The organism is Thermosipho atlanticus DSM 15807, from assembly GCF_900129985.1.
Classification (GTDB): Bacteria; Thermotogota; Thermotogae; order Thermotogales; family Fervidobacteriaceae; genus Thermosipho_A; species Thermosipho_A atlanticus.
Window position 1 is genome coordinate 38250 of sequence record NZ_FQXN01000004.1, and the last position, 15455, is coordinate 53704.

Below are 15455 nucleotides of genomic sequence, written 5' to 3' on the forward strand. Positions count from 1 at the left end.
CCTCCTAACTAAAAGTTTTTGAACTTACTGGCAACAAGTTAGTTTTTTCTTTGTTGATATGAATGATTTTTCATATCTTTTCAAGTTTATTTTTGAAGAATTTAAGATAACTGTTATTGAACTAAACGCCATAGCTGCTTCGGCAATTGCAGGGTGCAATAATCCTAACATTGCTAAAGGAATTGCTACCACGTTGTAAAAGAATGCCCAAAACAAATTTTGTTTAATGACGCTGAACGTTAATCTTGAAATTTTTATTGCATCTACAATTTTTGAAATTCCTTCTTGAGTTATTATGATATCAGCATTGTCAATTGCAAGATCAGTTCCAGAGCCTATTGCTATTCCTACATCTGCCCCTTTAAGTGCTGCTGCATCATTCATTCCATCTCCGACCATTAAAACCTTATTTCCTGAAACTTGGTATTCTCTGATAATGTCCAGTTTTTCATGAGGTTTTACCTGTGCATAAACTGTTTCAATACCTACTTGTTTAGCTACTATGCTGGCTGTTTTTTCATTATCTCCTGTTACCATTATTGGATTAATTTCCATGCGTTTTAATAGACTAATAGCATTAAACGAATCTGGCCTTATTGGATCAACTATTCCCAAATATCCAATTGGTACACCATTTTTTCTGACTTCTACTACAGTATAACCCAGATCGAGAAGTTTTGTATATTTTGAATAATCCAGAGGTTTTCCTATAAAGTATTCGTCTTTTTCCAAAACTGTTTTGATTCCTTCTCCACTTTTTTCTTCAATGTTTTCAAATTCAAAATATTCATTTGACAGCTCTGAGATAGCTTTTGCTAAAGGATGATTTGAATATTTCTCTATTGAAGCGACAATTTTAATGAGGGAACTGTCTAAATTATGTTCAACTACTTTTGGATGTCCTTCAGTTATTGTGCCTGTTTTATCCATTATTATTGTTTTTAGATCTTTCATTGTTTGAATTGCTTCCGCGTTTCTGATTAATAATCCCTTTTTCGCAGACAGACCAGTTCCAGTGATTAGGGCCATAGGGGTAGCTAATCCCAATGCACATGGACAAGCTATTACTATTGTTGCTACAAATACAAAAATCCCAAATGAAAGAGGATCATTAGTGTTTAATATCCACGGTAAATATCTTCGAGCGTTTTCTATAAATGGATAGAATTTATCAAATCCTAAATACCAAGTAACTCCACTGATAATTGCGAGAGTAATAATTGCAGGTACAAACCAATTTGTTATTTTATCAGCTAATGCTTGAATAGGGACTTTAGATCCTTGTGCTTCTTGAATTAAATCTATCATTTTTGCTAAAAAAGTTTCCTTACCGACTTTTGTTGTTTTGATTTTAATTTTTCCAGTTAAATTTAATGAACCACCTATAACTTCATCTCCTATAGTTTTTTCTACAGGCATTGATTCTCCACTAACAACTGCTTCATCAATTCCTGAAATACCCTCAATTATTTCACCATCAATTGGTATTCTTTCTCCAGGTTTAACAAGTACAACCATTCCTTCTTTTACTGCTTCTATCGGTAGAAATAATTCCTGACCATTGGAAATTATTCTAGCTTCTTTTGCCTGCAACTTTAGGAGATTTTTAATTTCTTTTGAAGCCTTGTCTCTTAAGTATGATTCTATAAATCTTCCAAGTAAATGAAATGAAATTATCATTGTTCCTATGGCTCCAAAAGAAGCGATTTTTACACCGAAAAACGAAAGGACAGAAGTTGTCCAAGCGGTGGTAGCACCAAAAAAGATAAGTGTATCCATATTTGTATGTTTATGAGTTAGTGCAATCCAGGCTCCTTTGATTGTATCTCTTCCAGCATAAAAAGTAACAATTCCTCCAACTACAACTTCAATAAAAGTAAAATAAGGAATTTTTGTGAAAAACATGTTTATTATCATTAAAATGGTTATTGGGATTGTAAAGATTAAAGATATTATAAAATTCTTTTTAATTCTTTTAAATCGTTTTTCTTCGATTTGTTCAGGAGGTTCGTTTGAAATACCATAACCAACGCTTTCAACTATTTCTTTAATTTTTTCAAGGTCTATATCTTCCCCAATTACAAAACCTGTGTTGGTTGCAAGATTTACAGCAGCAAACTTTATATTTTTAGATTTTAATAAGGCTTTTTCAATTGTTTTAGCACATGTAGCACAAGTCATTCCTGTCACGGTAAATGTTTTCTTTTTTTCTTCCATATTTATTTCCTCCGTATAAAAAATCAAATAATTTTGTTTAGGTACTCAATAACTTGTTCGAGTTCTTTTATTTTCTCATCAATTTCTTTGGGATCTTTTGAATATGCTGCGTTTTTTACACAATGTTCAAGATGAGAATTTAATATCTGGACATTAGCTTTTTTTAGTAAAGAAATAGATGCTAAAATTTGTTTTGATATATCAATACAATATCTGTCGTCTTCTACCATCTTTATTACTGCTTCAACCTGTCCTTTTGCTGTCTTTAAAAGTTTTAGACTATCTTTTTTATTCATTTTTCCACTCCTTTAAATTTTTGATATTTCAAAAAACAGATTATATCCCCCCTATAGGGGGTTCGAAAAAATTATACCTTTATTTATCTTGTTTGTCAAATATACTAAAAAAAATGAATTGAATTTTTTATATAATTGTGATAATATAACAACTGAGGAGGCGTGCACCGAATTGGCTAAGGGGCCGGTCTCGAAAACCGGTGGGCAGCAATGCCCTTGTGGGTTCGAGTCCCACCGCCTCCGCCAAAACAAAAAGCGGGTTGATATCCCCGCTTTTTTATTTTTGAAGCAAAAACATACTGTTGAATTAATTATGATTAAGATTATTAATATGTCATTCAAAAGTTAATTTCAATTTGATGAGACTAATATGATATAGTTTTTCAGAATAAAAATCTTATTTTATGCAAGTAAAACAAGTGTATAAATAATCCCAACTGTTAGTGAAATAAGAACTGAAGGTGTGGTCCATTTCATATATTCAAGAAAACCAAATCTTCTTTCAAGATTTTTTTCTAAAAAGCTTACAGTTACTAGGTTTTGTACAGCGCCAAGTGGTGTAAGGTTGGTTGCAAAATTGGCTCCTATAGCAAACGTCCACCAAAGCATAGGGTTTGAACCACTAGTAACTAATATTTTTATTACTGGTGCCAAAATTAGTGCTGCAGGAACATTGTTTAAAATTGGAATTGTCAAAATTGAAATTAAGTAAAAAATTAACATAAGAATTAGTTGATGACCTAGAATTGGTGTAAACAAATTTGCAATTTTTTCTGTGAAGCCTATTTCATCTAATGCGTATGAAATTATGTAAAGTCCTGCAAAGAAAAAAAGCATATCCCAATCTATATCTTTAGCAACATCTTCATAACCATTTGAAAATTTAAAAACCAAAAATGTTCCGCCTAATAGTGCAATAACAGCAAGTTCTATGTGTAATACAGAATGTAAGATAAACAATACAACGACGATTAAGAAAACAATTAGTGAATATATCATCATTTTTGGATCATTAATAGCATTTTTTTCATCTAGTTCAAAGAGTTTTTCTATTTTTGATATCGATTTTTCATCAATTTTTATATGTCTTTTAAAATAGAGAATAATTGCTATGAAGGCAAAAATAGCAACTGGACCCATTTTGATTAAAAAATCATTGAATGAAAAACCACTAATTGATCCAATAACAAGATTCAGAGGACTTCCAATTAAAGTAGCTGAACCTCCTATGTTGTCTACAATTATTGTTAGCATCATTAAAGGAATTGGATTGATCTCAAGCATGTCAGCAATTAGGAAGATCATAGGTGCCATGACCAAAATAGTTACGACATTATCTAAAAATGCAGAAGTTAATGCCACTATAACCATTAATAATGATATTGTTAAATAAAAGTTTTTTCCACCAATTTTGATGATTTTAATCGAAAAAAATTCAAAAAAACCAGATTTGTTTAGGAAACTTACGATTATCATCATTCCAGTTAATAAACCTAAAGTATCAACGTCGATTATGTAACCAACGTTTCTTGTTTCCAAACCTTCAACTAATCTAAGTGCAGAAATAAGAAGCGCAATACCAAATACCACTGCTGCTTTGTTTTTTTTACCAAATATGATATACAGATACGTTATTATTACAAGAAGTAAAACAAGAATAGAATGTAAGCTCATTGTTCCACCTCATTTAAATTTATAGTATAATTTTTATGAGTGAATAAATGAAGAGAATTTATTTAAAATTATATCATTAATAATTTTAATATTTATGTGCAAGAAGTTAAAAATGTAAATGATTATGTTTACGATTTTCGAAATCAAAATTTGGAGGTATTTATAATGAAAGAACATACTTTAAAGTCAAAGGAAATATTCAAAGGGATTCTATTACATGTAAAGAAAGATGAAGTTTTATTATCTAATGGCAGGAAAAGTGTAAGAGAGTACGTTTTACATCCAGGAGCAGTGGCGGTTGTTCCCATTACCGAAGATAATAAAGTGGTTTTTGTAAAACAATACAGGTATCCTGTCAAACGTGTTTTACTTGAGATTCCCGCGGGGAAATTTGATTCGCCTAATGAAGATCCATTGGAATGTGCTAAGAGAGAATTAAAGGAAGAGACAGGTTTTTTGGCAGAAGAATTTATTTATTTGGGTTACATTTATACAACTCCTGGTTTTTCAAATGAAATAATTCATATCTATCTTGCTAGAAACCTTCAGAAGGGTGAAATGAATACGGATGAAGATGAGATTATAGAGCTTGAATATAAAGATTTAAACGTTGCAATAAATGAGTGTATCAATGGTAAAATTACAGATGCAAAAACTATTGCTGGAATATTTAAAGCTTATTTTTTGCTGAGTGAGAAGAAGGAGTGATAAAATGAAAATAGTTTCAAACATATTTTTTATTTCTGCAGTTGTTTTTCTTTCAGGTGCTTTAATATTTTTTGAAATTGGAATGCGTGCAATGAGGAGGCAATTGGAAATTAAGGAAAAAAAGAGCACAAAAATTGCAATAAGATTTTTAATAACAAGTGTATTACTGTTTGGGATTTCTGGATTATTAGCAATTTTCGCCTAGGTGAGTAAGAAGTAAGAAAATTGACGTGCAATGGTATATATGGTATAACATATGAGTAATATTAAAATATGAAAGATGGTGGAAAAATGAAAAAAACGAAAGACACCAGTAAAAAAAATAACAAAAAAAATATTGAAGTGTGTCAGACAATAGAAATTCACGATGAAATAATAAAAAGCGTTAAAGATAAAATTCCAGATGAGGAAATCTTAAATAAATTAGCTGATTTGTTTAAAGTTATTGGAGATAGAACAAGGATAAAAATTTTGTATACTTTATTGCAGGTAGAGAAAATGTGTGTATGTGATTTATCATTTGTTCTTGGAAAGACACCTTCCGCTATTTCTCACCAGTTAAGAGTTTTAAGGCAAACTGAGCTTGTGAAATACAAAAAAGAAGGAAAAGTAGTTTATTACTCTTTAAACGACGAGCACGTAAGAGAATTACTCGATGTTGGTTACACACATATTACCGAATAGTAATTTTTCATTTCAAGAATTTTATAGGGCGCAATTGTTTTATTTTGTCCTTGTTTTTTCAAAACTAAGTATAGAAGTAATCACAAATATCGTAATTAAATAACTAAAAATTACTCCTAACAATAGAAGAATTCCAAAACCTATAAATCCCCTATATTTTGAAAGAACAAAAGAACCAAAAGCCACAGCTGTGGTTAATGTTGTCATAGTAATAGCTTTACCTGTGCTAGTAAGAGCATTTTTCATATTTCTTTCTTTTCTATATCTATGAATAAGATGTATTCCATCGTCAACACCTATTCCGATTATCAAGGGTAATGCTATTATATTAACTACGTTGAATTTAATTCCGAACCATCCCATTATACCCAACAAAAATATCAATGATAATACCATTGGTAACATAGCTAAGACCGCGTATTTTACATTTCGCATATCGAGAATTAATACAATAAGTATGAATAATAGTGTCAAAAATAATATTTTTTTCCCTTCTTCTATCGATATTTGGACAACTTTTAAAAATATCAAAGCTGTTCCACTAACATTTTTAGAGTTTAAGCTTTTCAATTCTTTAAAATATTCTTTTTGATAGTCAGAATTCCAGATATCTCCATTTGAGTATGCTGTTGTTAAAATCATTCCTTTGTTACTTAAGTAATTTGTTTTAATATCTTCTGGCAATTTTTCTAATGTAATGAGCTCCTTATCATTTAAAACTCTTTTCAAAACGACTATCTTTTTGATTATTTTGCTTTGAACGGATTTTAAAAACTCTTTGTCTTTTTTAAGTATAGCTTGGAGTATTCCTGAAGTTGTAATATTTTTCAATTTATCTCCTAAATCTTTATATCCCAATAGATTTAAAAGCATTGATGCTTTTATGAGATTAAAATTTAATTTTGTTACTTCGTTTTTCAACTGTTTTAGATCAAAATCATTTTCAATTATAGTGTAATTTTTTATTTCACGTGCAACTTTCATTCTTTTTATTTGTAAATTTATATCAGGAAGAAATGGTATGATACTATCAATGCGAGAGAATACTTTCAAATCCTTTAATTTGTTATATAACTCTTTTGCTTCAAGAATGTTGTTGCTTATAAATATTGTATTGTCTGGTGAAAAGTTGAATTCGTTTAATATTTTTTGATTTAATTCCAGACTTTCTAGTCCTTTTGCTTCAATGTTCATCATGTTTTTTTCAAATTCAACTGAAGGTATTTTTACAATTGCAATTATAAATAAAATAGCTGTTATTGTGAGTATTATTTTTTTATATTTTAAAACATCAAAATCGATATTAAAAACTTTTCCCGGATCTTTATATTTATTTCCAAATTTATATAGTAGGATTGTTAGTCCGAAAATAGAAGCTAATAATGTAAAAATAATTCCAGATGATAAGACAACTCCAAACTCTTTAAAGCCAGGGAATGAACTAATAGCAAATATTCCCATCCCGATTGCTGTAGTGATTGCACCTACAAAAATACCTCTAATGTTTTTTTCAAAAACTCCAGTAATAGAATCTCTAGTATCGAATCCCTTATGTCTTAGTTCTATAAACAAAGAGAACATGTGAATAGAGTAATCTATTCCTAATCCAGCTAGTATAGCTGCCATCATAACAGTCATTACGTTTAGTGAACCAATGCTTAATTGTGTAAATCCTATTGTCCAAATAATTCCCAGTATCAAAGGAAACACTGCTAAAATCATATATCTCAAACTTCTAAAACCTAACATAAAGATTAATATAATTAGAATTAAAGAAATGATGGTAGTTACAGTCATATCTCTTTTTGTTGTTATGATTTCATCTCTTGTTATGACCAATGTACCCGTTAATCCTGCCTTCACATTATATTTTTTAGCTTCTTCTTTTACAGTATTTTCTAATGAATTGACTAAGTTGACTACTTTTTCAAATTCATTGGAACTAATAGTTGGTCTGATTATTATTATTCCAAAATTTCCATTTTTTGATAAAAAGTATTCTTCTCCAAAAAGCATTGATTTTAAAGAACTTTCAACGTTGCCATTTCTGTTTATTTCTGTTAATAATCTTTCAAATGAGTCTAACATATAATCGAGTTGATATTTTTCCTGCGGTGATATTTTATAACTATTCCCCGATACTTCAAATAACGTGTTTAAAGCTTTAAAAAATTCAACTAGGTTTGTTGATGTATATAACTTTTTCAAAAAAGCTTGTTCGCTATCTTCTGATAGTAAAAAAATGTTCTTTTCTAGAAATTCTATCGGTTGTTTATAATAAACAGAATCAATGTGCTGCATTTTTTTCAGCTTTTTTGAAATGCTATTTATATAATTAATAACGTTTTCTTTTTTTCCTTCAATACCTATAATAATACTATCAACACTTTTAAAATTTTCTGTTGCTTTTTTATATATTTCTACATAGGGATCGTTTTCAGGTAATAAATCCAAAAAACTTGGTCTAATTACAATCTTGGTTGATAAATATAAAGAGCCTAAAGTGATTATAATGAGAATAACTGATATGGTTTTTATGTTTTTTATAATAAAAATTCCAAGCTTCTCCACGATTCCACCCTCTTTTTTAAAAATTAGGCCGAGAGTAATCGGCCTAATTTTTAGTGAGTTGTAGGGGGAGCATACAAAGTTATAACTATTGTTTTAGTTTTTAGAATAACTGCGTTATTGGATTTTATCTCTTAAAAATTCTTAGTGAATTAAAAATTGCTATAAGTGTTACACCTACATCTGCAAAAACAGCACCCCACATATCTGTTAAGCCGAGAGCACCAAGAACTAAAAACAATACTTTTATTCCTAAGACTATTGAAATGTTTTCCCAGGTAATCTTTAATGTTTTTCTCGAAATTTTAATTGAGTCAATTAATTTTGAAAGATCGTCATCCATAATTACCACGTCAGCTGCCTCAATTGCTGCGTCTGACCCAAGTCCGCCCATTGCAATTCCTACATCAGCTCTTGTTAATACTGGGGCATCGTTGATTCCGTCTCCAACAAACGCTGTCGAAACCCCATTTTTGTATTTTTCAAAAAACTTTATTTTATCTCCAGGAAGAAGTTCTGCAAAATATTCGTCGATTCCAATTTCCTTAGCAACTTCTTCGGCAACTTTTTTATTGTCTCCCGTGAGCATCACAGTTTTTTTAACTCCTAATTTTTTTAGCTTTTTAATGACTTCTTTTACTCCTGGTTTAATTTTGTCCGAGATTCCTATATACCCAGCAAAAATTCCGTTTATTGAAACAAAAACAATCGTTCCATTGAATTTAATTTCTGGTATTTTAACGTTGAATTTTTCCATTAGTTTTTTATTTCCCACAAGAATTTCTTTTCCTTTTATTTTTGCTTTTATTCCGTGACCTGATATTTCTTCATAATGTTCAATAAGACTTTTGTCAAAAGTTTTACCATATTTTTTCTTTATCGATTCTGCAATGGGGTGGTTGGAGTGTTCTTCAGCATATGCTGCAATTTCCAAAAGTTCATTTTCGCTTATTCCGTTATATGTTTTTATTTCCACTACTTCAAAAACGCCCTCTGTTAAAGTACCTGTTTTGTCGAAAATAATTGTGTTAAGATTTTTTAATACTTCTATGTAATTTCCACCTTTTACAAGCACACCATGTTTAGATAGTGCACCTACTCCTGCAAAATAGCCCAGAGGTATTGATACAACAAGGCCACATGGACAGGAAATTACAAGGAATATTAAAGCCCTGTATATCCATTCGTTAAACGGAGCACCTGTTAGTAAGGGCGGAAGAGTTGCTAAGGCCATTGCTAAAAATACAACTATAGGAGTATAGTATTTAGCAAATTTAGTTATAAGTTTTTCAGTTTTTGCTTTTTTTGCTGCAGCATTTTCTACCATATCAAGAATTTTTGAAATTGTTGATTCTGAGTATTCTTTTTCTACTTTTACTGTAATTAAACCATTTAAATTTATGAAACCACTCAGAACTTTATCATTTTCCTTTATGCTTTTAGGGACAGATTCGCCAGTTAATGCAGAAGTATCTACCATTGAACTTCCTTTCACAATTACACCGTCAAGTGGTATTCTTTCTCCGGGTTTAACTACTATTAGATCGCCTTTCTTTACAACTTGGGGAGATACTCTAATTTCTTTACCATCTTTTAATAAATTTGCATAATCTGGTCTTATATCTAAAAGAGCTTTAATTGATCTTTTTGAATTATCCACTGCAAGATTCTGTAGCAGTTCACCGATTTCAAAAAAGACCATTACTCCAACGGCTTCAGGATATTCTCTAATTGCAAAGGCTCCAAGAGTAGCAACGCTCATCAGGAAATTTTCATCGAAAATCTTTCCCCTTAAAATATTTTTAAATGATCGTATTAAAATTTTACCACCTGATATCAAATATGCAGCAATGTATAATGTTACCTTTAAGTAGAGTGGATCTTTTAAAAGAAGGGCTATTACAAATATTGCAAGCGCAGAAAATAATCTTATAATTTCAAGTTTTTTATTAAATTTTTCATCATGACTATGTCCATGATCATGTTCATGATTGGATTTGGCTTTCTTTTCAACTACCTCGACTTCTGGTTCTACTTTTTTTACTAAATTTTTAATCTCTTGTACTTTATCTTCATCACTTACATTTACTGTAAGAGTTTTAGTAATAAAATTAACAGTAACTTCTTCCACTCCATCAAGTTTTTTTACATGTTCTTCTATTTTTACTGCACAATTAGCACAGTCTAGTCCTTCAAGTAAAAATTCTTTTTTATCCATCTTATACTTCCTCCTTGATTTGAACATTTGAATAAGTGTTCATATATATAATAACAAAAACTTTATATAAAGTCAACATTTTTTGGTTACTGCAACATTACTAATTATTGAATATTTGAATAAACTTTCATATTTTCATTTAATAATATAAGCTGGAGAAACTCCAGCTTATATTATTTAAATCGATACTAACGTGATTTTTGTTTGTTAAAAATGAAATTAAATAAGATGAACTAAAATCCCACTCTTTAGTTTTGGTTCGAACCAAGTAGATTTTGGTGGCATTATTTTTCCTTCATCTGCCACCTGCATCAAATCGTTAATTGAAGTTGGGTAAAGGGCGAAAGCAACTTTAAATTCCCCGTTGTCAACTAACTTTTGAAGTTCTTCAATTCCTTTAATTCCTCCAACAAAATCAATTCTTTTGTCAGTTCTTGGATTTTCAATACCAAGTATCGGTCTCAAAAGGTTCTCTTGAAGAATTGACACATCCAGAGAGGAAACTACATCATTTTTATCATAGGTTCCTTCTTTGGCAATTAATTTGTACCACTTCTTATTTAAATACATTCCAAATTCATGTTTTTCTTGTGGTTTGTAAGGTGTATTTCCAATTTCTTTTATTTCAAATTTCTGTGATATTTTTTCAAAAAATTCTTTTTCAGTTAAGCCATTGAGATCTCTTATAACTCTGTTGTAATCTAAAATGTTTAATTGATTATGTGGGAATAACACAGCGAGGAAAAAGTTATACTCTTCTTCTCCAGTGTGGTTTGGGTTTTCTTTTGCAAATTCTTCAGCAGCTCTTGCGGCAGCAGCAGCTCTATGATGTCCATCTGCAATATAAAATGCATCTACCGTCTTAAAGGCTTCAACTATTTCATTTATTTCGTTTTCATCTTTTATGATCCAAAGTGTATGGTGGATTCCTATCTCATCAGTATAATCATACTCGGGAATTTTTGAGGTGTGTTTAATTATTAATTCGTCGAGTTCGGGGACTGAACGATACATCAAAAATACAGGCCCCGTGTGTGCTTTCAATAATTTGACGTGTTTCGCCCTTTCATCTTCTTTGTCTTTTCTTGTGAGTTCATGTTTTTTAATTTTTCCTTCCCTGTATTCTTCTGTAGAGAAGGTAGCATATATACCTATTTGAGAAAGTCCATTCCATTCTTCCTTGTATACATATATCGCTGGTTTATCCTCTAAAATCATTATCCCATCTTTTTGAAATTGTTCTAAAACTTCTTTTCCTTTTAAAATTACCTCGTTAGAATGTGAATCAACATCCTCGTTAAAATTAATTTCCGGTCTGGTTACTTTATAAAATGTATATGGGTTTTTTTCTGCTTCTCTTTTAGCTTCTTCTGTTGTAACTACGTCATATGGTTTGGCGGCAACTTTTTCAATCATATCTTTTCGTGGTCTTAAACCTTTGAAAGGTCTTACTATCACATTTTCCCTCCTTTTCTTTATAAATTTACCATCCTCATTTTAGCATATTACAATTGTACTATCAACAGTGAATAGTTTTAACAGAAGATAATAATAAATTTTTATGAAATTAAATCTCAAAAATGCTTGGTTAATCGAATATAAAATATTATAATTATAGATTGGGAAAGTTTTTAATTACCGTAATCTAGATTACGGATGATTGAGAAAAAAATCACTATAATAAAAGGTGTAAAATATAATTAGAGGAGGTGAAATGATGGCGTTCAACATGTTTTGTTATCAATGTTCACAAGCGATGAATGGAGAGGGTTGTACTGTTACTGGTGTATGTGGAAAAAGTCCGACAGTTGACAGACTTCAGGATAATTTAATATACATACTTAAAGGTATTTCTGCATACTATTATCACGCACGTGAGCTTGGTTATTTTGATGAGGAGATTGCAGCATATCTTGGAAGAGGTTTGTATGCAACTTTAACTAATGTAAATTTCGATGGAGAAGATATTGTCAAACTAGCACTAGAAGCAGGAATGATGAATTACAAAGCTATGCAACTCTTGAAGAAGGCGCATATTGAAACATATGGTGAACCAACTCCAACAGAAGTAGAAACTGGCACAAAGGAAGGCCATGCAATTATTGTCACTGGACATAATTTAAAAGCGCTTGAAGAGTTGTTAAAACAAGTTGAAGGTACAGATGTTTACGTTTATACACATTCAGAAATGCTTCCAGCACATGGATACCCAGGACTCAGAAAGTACAAAAATTTGGTTGGAAATCTCGGAAAAGCTTGGTTTGATCAAAGAGATCTTTTTGAAAAAATCCCTGCAGCAATACTTGGTACAAGTAATTGTGTTCTACTACCAAAGGAATCGTACAAAGATAGGATGTTTACCACATCAATTGCAAAATTACCTGGCGTAAAACATATAGATGGATATGATTATACAGAAGTTATAGAGAAAGCGAAAAGTTTACCGAAACTTGAAGAAAAACCAGGAAGTTATAAACTTGTAACAGGATATTCTACTAGTGTGATTCTTTCTCTTGCCGATAAGATTAAGGAATATGTTGAAAAAGGAAAAATTAGGCATTTCTTTGTCGTAGGTGGTTGTGACACACCAACTAAAAAAGGTTCGTATTACAGAGAATTTGTTGAAAAACTTCCTAAAGATACTGTAGTGATAACACTTGCATGTGGTAAATTTAGATTTAATGATCTAGATTTGGGAGACATTGATGGTATTCCAAGATTAATAGATGTAGGACAATGTAACGACACAATTGTTGCAATTGAAATTGCAGAAGCACTTTCGAAATTATTTAATGTTGGTATTAATGAGTTACCACTTTCACTTGTGCTTACATGGATGGAACAAAAAGCTGTTGCAATTTTGTGGACTTTACTTGCTCTTGGTCTTAAAGGAATTTATCTTGGTCCAGTATTACCAGCTTGGGTGAATGATGAAATCCTTGAAGCGCTCCAAAAGAATTTTGATCTAAAACTTATAGGTGATCCTGAGGAAGATATAAAAGCAATTTTGAAAGGTTAAAATGAAAATCGGCAGGTTAAACCTGCCGATTTATTTTAATTAGAAAAATAAAGCGTAATCTTTTACATACTTGAATTTTTTAATTTTTATTGATTTGCCCTCGATTTCTATAACACCGGCTTTTTCAAGTTCAATAAAAACTCTTGATAGGGCAGGTCTTGTAACACCGAATTCTCTGGCAAGTTCTTCTTTGGACATATTCATAATTACTGTAGTACTATTTTGTGCTTTGTGAAGTTCATATAAGTAGCTGCATATCTTTTGTACCAAATTTTTCAACGTAATTTCATAAAACCTGTCTGTAATAAAGACAAAAGTGTCTGAGACGAGTTGAAGATAATTTCTTAACAGTTTTTCATTAGTCATCATTTTTCTTACAAATTTTTCTTTAGGGATTTTTAAAATTTTGCTTGGTTTTACAGTAACAACATCAACTGGAAATTTAGGATTTGAAGAGAATATTACAGCAGTGGCCAAAGTTTTAGGAGCAAACATGTGATCAACTTGTATAACTTTTCCGTCCTCATTAATAAATAACCCAAGGGTTTCACCCTCTATTAAAATCAATACTTCAGTACACGGATCATTTCTAAATCTTATGGTTTCATCTTTTTCATACGATTCTATTTGATAATCTTTTAAGATTTCAAAAATTTCTTTTTCTTCAATGTCTTCAAAAAGTTTACACTTTTTGATAACTGAAACGTATTTGATTAACGTAGACATATCTCCCTCCACAATCATCATATGTTTTATTCTTCTTTTATGGATGTATCCTATACAATGTTCTTGGGAATGGTATTGCTTCTCTAATATGTTCAAGGCCAGCGATCCAAGCTATTGTTCTTTCAACCCCTAAACCAAATCCGCTGTGAGGTACGGAACCAAATTTTCTAAGATCTAAATACCAATCATATGCATCAATTGGAAGGTTAAATTCTTTTAATCTTTCAATTAATAAGTTGTAATCATGAATTCTTTGTGATGCTCCTATGATTTCACCATATCCTTCAGGAGCAATTAAATCATCACATAGTACAACGTCAGGATTTTCAGGATCAGGTTGCATGTAAAAGGCTTTGGCTTTTCTGGGATAATGAGTAACAAAGACTGGTTTTTCGAATTGTTTAGCAATTTCTGTTTCTTCGTCTCCGCCGAAGTCATCCCCCCATTGTATATTAAACCCTTTCTTTTGTAGTAATTTTACGGCTTCTGTATAGGTAATTCTTGGGAATGGTGGTTCAATTTTTTCAAGTTTTGAAATATCTCTTTTTAATGCATGTAAGTGTTCAGCGGCATTTTCGAGAACAAATTTTACAATGTAGCTAACTAAATTTTCTTGCAGTTTCAAATTATCTTCGTGTTCATAAAATGCCACTTCTGCTTCATTCATCCAGAACTCAATAAGATGTCTTCTGGTTTTTGATTTTTCGGCTCTAAATGTGGGTCCTAAGTTATACACTTTGCCAAGAGCCATACAAGCTGCTTCAAGGTATAGCTGACCTGTTTGAGCAAGGTAAACTTTGCCATAATCAAAATAATCAATTTCAAATAAATTACCTGCAGATTCTCCAATAGCTCCCGTAAAAATTGGTGTATCAATTTGTATAAATCCATTTTCCCAGTAGAACTTCCTTATTCCTTTCAAAACAGCATCTCTAATATTCAAAATGTGCATTTGTCTTCTTGAACGAAGCCACAAATGTCTATGATCCATTAGATACTCTATACTATGGTCAGGTTTATTTATTGGAAAATCTTCTTTTGGAATTTGTAAGGGGATTACTTCTTTTGCATGTATTTCCACACCCCCAGGAGCTCTCGCTTCTTCTTTAACTGTTCCCTTTACTATTAAAGATGATTCCATTCTCAATTTTTTTGCATTTTGAAAGGTGTCTGTTGAAACTGAAGAAGCTTCTACTACCACTTGGACAATTCCCGTTCCATCTCTTAAGTTTATAAATGCGATTTTTCCACTACTTCTGCTTCTCCAAACCCATCCTTTTAGTTCAACTTCTTGTCCTATATGCTTTTTTAAGTCTTTGACGTAAACCCACACAAAGTTCACCTC

The 15455-nt window shown here is 31.1% G+C and carries 12 protein-coding genes and 1 tRNA gene; 5 read left to right on the forward strand and 8 right to left on the reverse strand.

Annotation, left to right across the window (positions count from 1 at the left end):
• Nucleotides 1–24: 24 nt before the first annotated feature.
• Both BUB65_RS05500 and BUB65_RS05505 read right to left on the reverse strand, forming a co-directional pair.
• Nucleotides 25–2217, reverse strand: a complete 2193-nt coding sequence (locus tag BUB65_RS05500) for a heavy metal translocating P-type ATPase (protein ID WP_073073067.1) — start codon at nt 2215–2217, stop codon at nt 25–27.
• A gap of 23 nt (nt 2218–2240) precedes the next feature.
• Nucleotides 2241–2513, reverse strand: a complete 273-nt coding sequence (locus BUB65_RS05505) for a metal-sensing transcriptional repressor (protein WP_073073069.1) — start codon at nt 2511–2513, stop codon at nt 2241–2243.
• Between the two features lie 156 nt (nt 2514–2669).
• Between BUB65_RS05505 and BUB65_RS05510 the strand changes: the two genes are divergently transcribed.
• Nucleotides 2670–2759 (forward strand) — tRNA-Ser (locus BUB65_RS05510).
• Between the two features lie 156 nt (nt 2760–2915).
• On the opposite strand, the gene BUB65_RS05515 is transcribed toward BUB65_RS05510, so the two are convergent.
• On the reverse strand, nt 2916–4187 hold the full coding sequence (locus BUB65_RS05515; protein ID WP_073073071.1) for an ArsB/NhaD family transporter: 1272 nt from the start codon (nt 4185–4187) through the stop codon (nt 2916–2918).
• A gap of 165 nt (nt 4188–4352) precedes the next feature.
• Between BUB65_RS05515 and BUB65_RS05520 the strand changes: the two genes are divergently transcribed.
• The 3 genes from BUB65_RS05520 to BUB65_RS05530 all read left to right on the forward strand — a co-directional run bounded on the left by BUB65_RS05520 (nt 4353) and on the right by BUB65_RS05530 (nt 5579).
• Nucleotides 4353–4895: an NUDIX domain-containing protein gene (locus BUB65_RS05520; protein WP_073073073.1), complete on the forward strand. Its 543-nt coding sequence runs from the start codon at nt 4353–4355 to the stop codon at nt 4893–4895.
• Between the two features lie 4 nt (nt 4896–4899).
• Nucleotides 4900–5100: a hypothetical protein gene (locus BUB65_RS05525; RefSeq protein WP_073073076.1), complete on the forward strand. Its 201-nt coding sequence runs from the start codon at nt 4900–4902 to the stop codon at nt 5098–5100.
• An 86-nt stretch (nt 5101–5186) separates the two neighbouring features.
• Nucleotides 5187–5579: an ArsR/SmtB family transcription factor gene (locus tag BUB65_RS05530; protein ID WP_073073326.1), complete on the forward strand. Its 393-nt coding sequence runs from the start codon at nt 5187–5189 to the stop codon at nt 5577–5579.
• 39 nt (nt 5580–5618) lie between these two features.
• On the opposite strand, the gene BUB65_RS05535 is transcribed toward BUB65_RS05530, so the two are convergent.
• The 3 genes from BUB65_RS05535 to BUB65_RS05545 all read right to left on the reverse strand — a co-directional run bounded on the left by BUB65_RS05535 (nt 5619) and on the right by BUB65_RS05545 (nt 11823).
• The gene (locus BUB65_RS05535) at nt 5619–8150 is read right to left on the reverse strand and encodes an efflux RND transporter permease subunit (protein WP_073073078.1); all 2532 of its coding nucleotides are present in this window, start codon (nt 8148–8150) and stop codon (nt 5619–5621) included.
• Between the two features lie 124 nt (nt 8151–8274).
• Nucleotides 8275–10365, reverse strand: coding sequence for a heavy metal translocating P-type ATPase (locus tag BUB65_RS05540; RefSeq protein ID WP_073073080.1), 2091 nt, complete (start codon nt 10363–10365; stop codon nt 8275–8277).
• Between the two features lie 219 nt (nt 10366–10584).
• A complete protein-coding gene (locus BUB65_RS05545) occupies nt 10585–11823 on the reverse strand; it encodes a DUF1015 domain-containing protein (protein ID WP_073073082.1) in 1239 nt (412 codons plus the stop codon).
• 259 nt (nt 11824–12082) lie between these two features.
• Between BUB65_RS05545 and hcp the strand changes: the two genes are divergently transcribed.
• Nucleotides 12083–13384, forward strand: a complete 1302-nt coding sequence (hcp, locus tag BUB65_RS05550; protein WP_073073084.1) for a hydroxylamine reductase — start codon at nt 12083–12085, stop codon at nt 13382–13384.
• Nucleotides 13385–13423: 39 nt separating this feature from the next.
• On the opposite strand, the gene BUB65_RS05555 is transcribed toward hcp, so the two are convergent.
• Together BUB65_RS05555 and asnS are read right to left on the reverse strand one after the other, a co-directional pair.
• Nucleotides 13424–14110: a Crp/Fnr family transcriptional regulator gene (locus tag BUB65_RS05555; RefSeq protein WP_073073086.1), complete on the reverse strand. Its 687-nt coding sequence runs from the start codon at nt 14108–14110 to the stop codon at nt 13424–13426.
• Nucleotides 14111–14147: 37 nt separating this feature from the next.
• Nucleotides 14148–15443, reverse strand: coding sequence for an asparagine--tRNA ligase (gene asnS, locus BUB65_RS05560; protein WP_073073088.1), 1296 nt, complete (start codon nt 15441–15443; stop codon nt 14148–14150).
• Between the last annotated feature and the right edge of the window lie 12 nt (nt 15444–15455).

Bases quoted from the DNA above. Each gene is read 5' to 3' on its own strand.
- BUB65_RS05500 (WP_073073067.1), bottom strand. From the start codon at position 2,217: ATGGAAGAAAAAAAGAAAACATTTACCGTGACAGGAATGACTTGTGCT.
- BUB65_RS05505 (WP_073073069.1), bottom strand. From the start codon at position 2,513: ATGAATAAAAAAGATAGTCTAAAACTTTTAAAGACAGCAAAAGGACAG.
- BUB65_RS05515 (WP_073073071.1), bottom strand. From the start codon at position 4,187: ATGAGCTTACATTCTATTCTTGTTTTACTTCTTGTAATAATAACGTAT.
- BUB65_RS05520 (WP_073073073.1), top strand. From the start codon at position 4,353: ATGAAAGAACATACTTTAAAGTCAAAGGAAATATTCAAAGGGATTCTA.
- BUB65_RS05525 (WP_073073076.1), top strand. From the start codon at position 4,900: ATGAAAATAGTTTCAAACATATTTTTTATTTCTGCAGTTGTTTTTCTT.
- BUB65_RS05530 (WP_073073326.1), top strand. From the start codon at position 5,187: ATGAAAAAAACGAAAGACACCAGTAAAAAAAATAACAAAAAAAATATT.
- BUB65_RS05540 (WP_073073080.1), bottom strand. From the start codon at position 10,365: ATGGATAAAAAAGAATTTTTACTTGAAGGACTAGACTGTGCTAATTGT.
- hcp (WP_073073084.1), top strand. From the start codon at position 12,083: ATGGCGTTCAACATGTTTTGTTATCAATGTTCACAAGCGATGAATGGA.
- BUB65_RS05555 (WP_073073086.1), bottom strand. From the start codon at position 14,110: ATGTCTACGTTAATCAAATACGTTTCAGTTATCAAAAAGTGTAAACTT.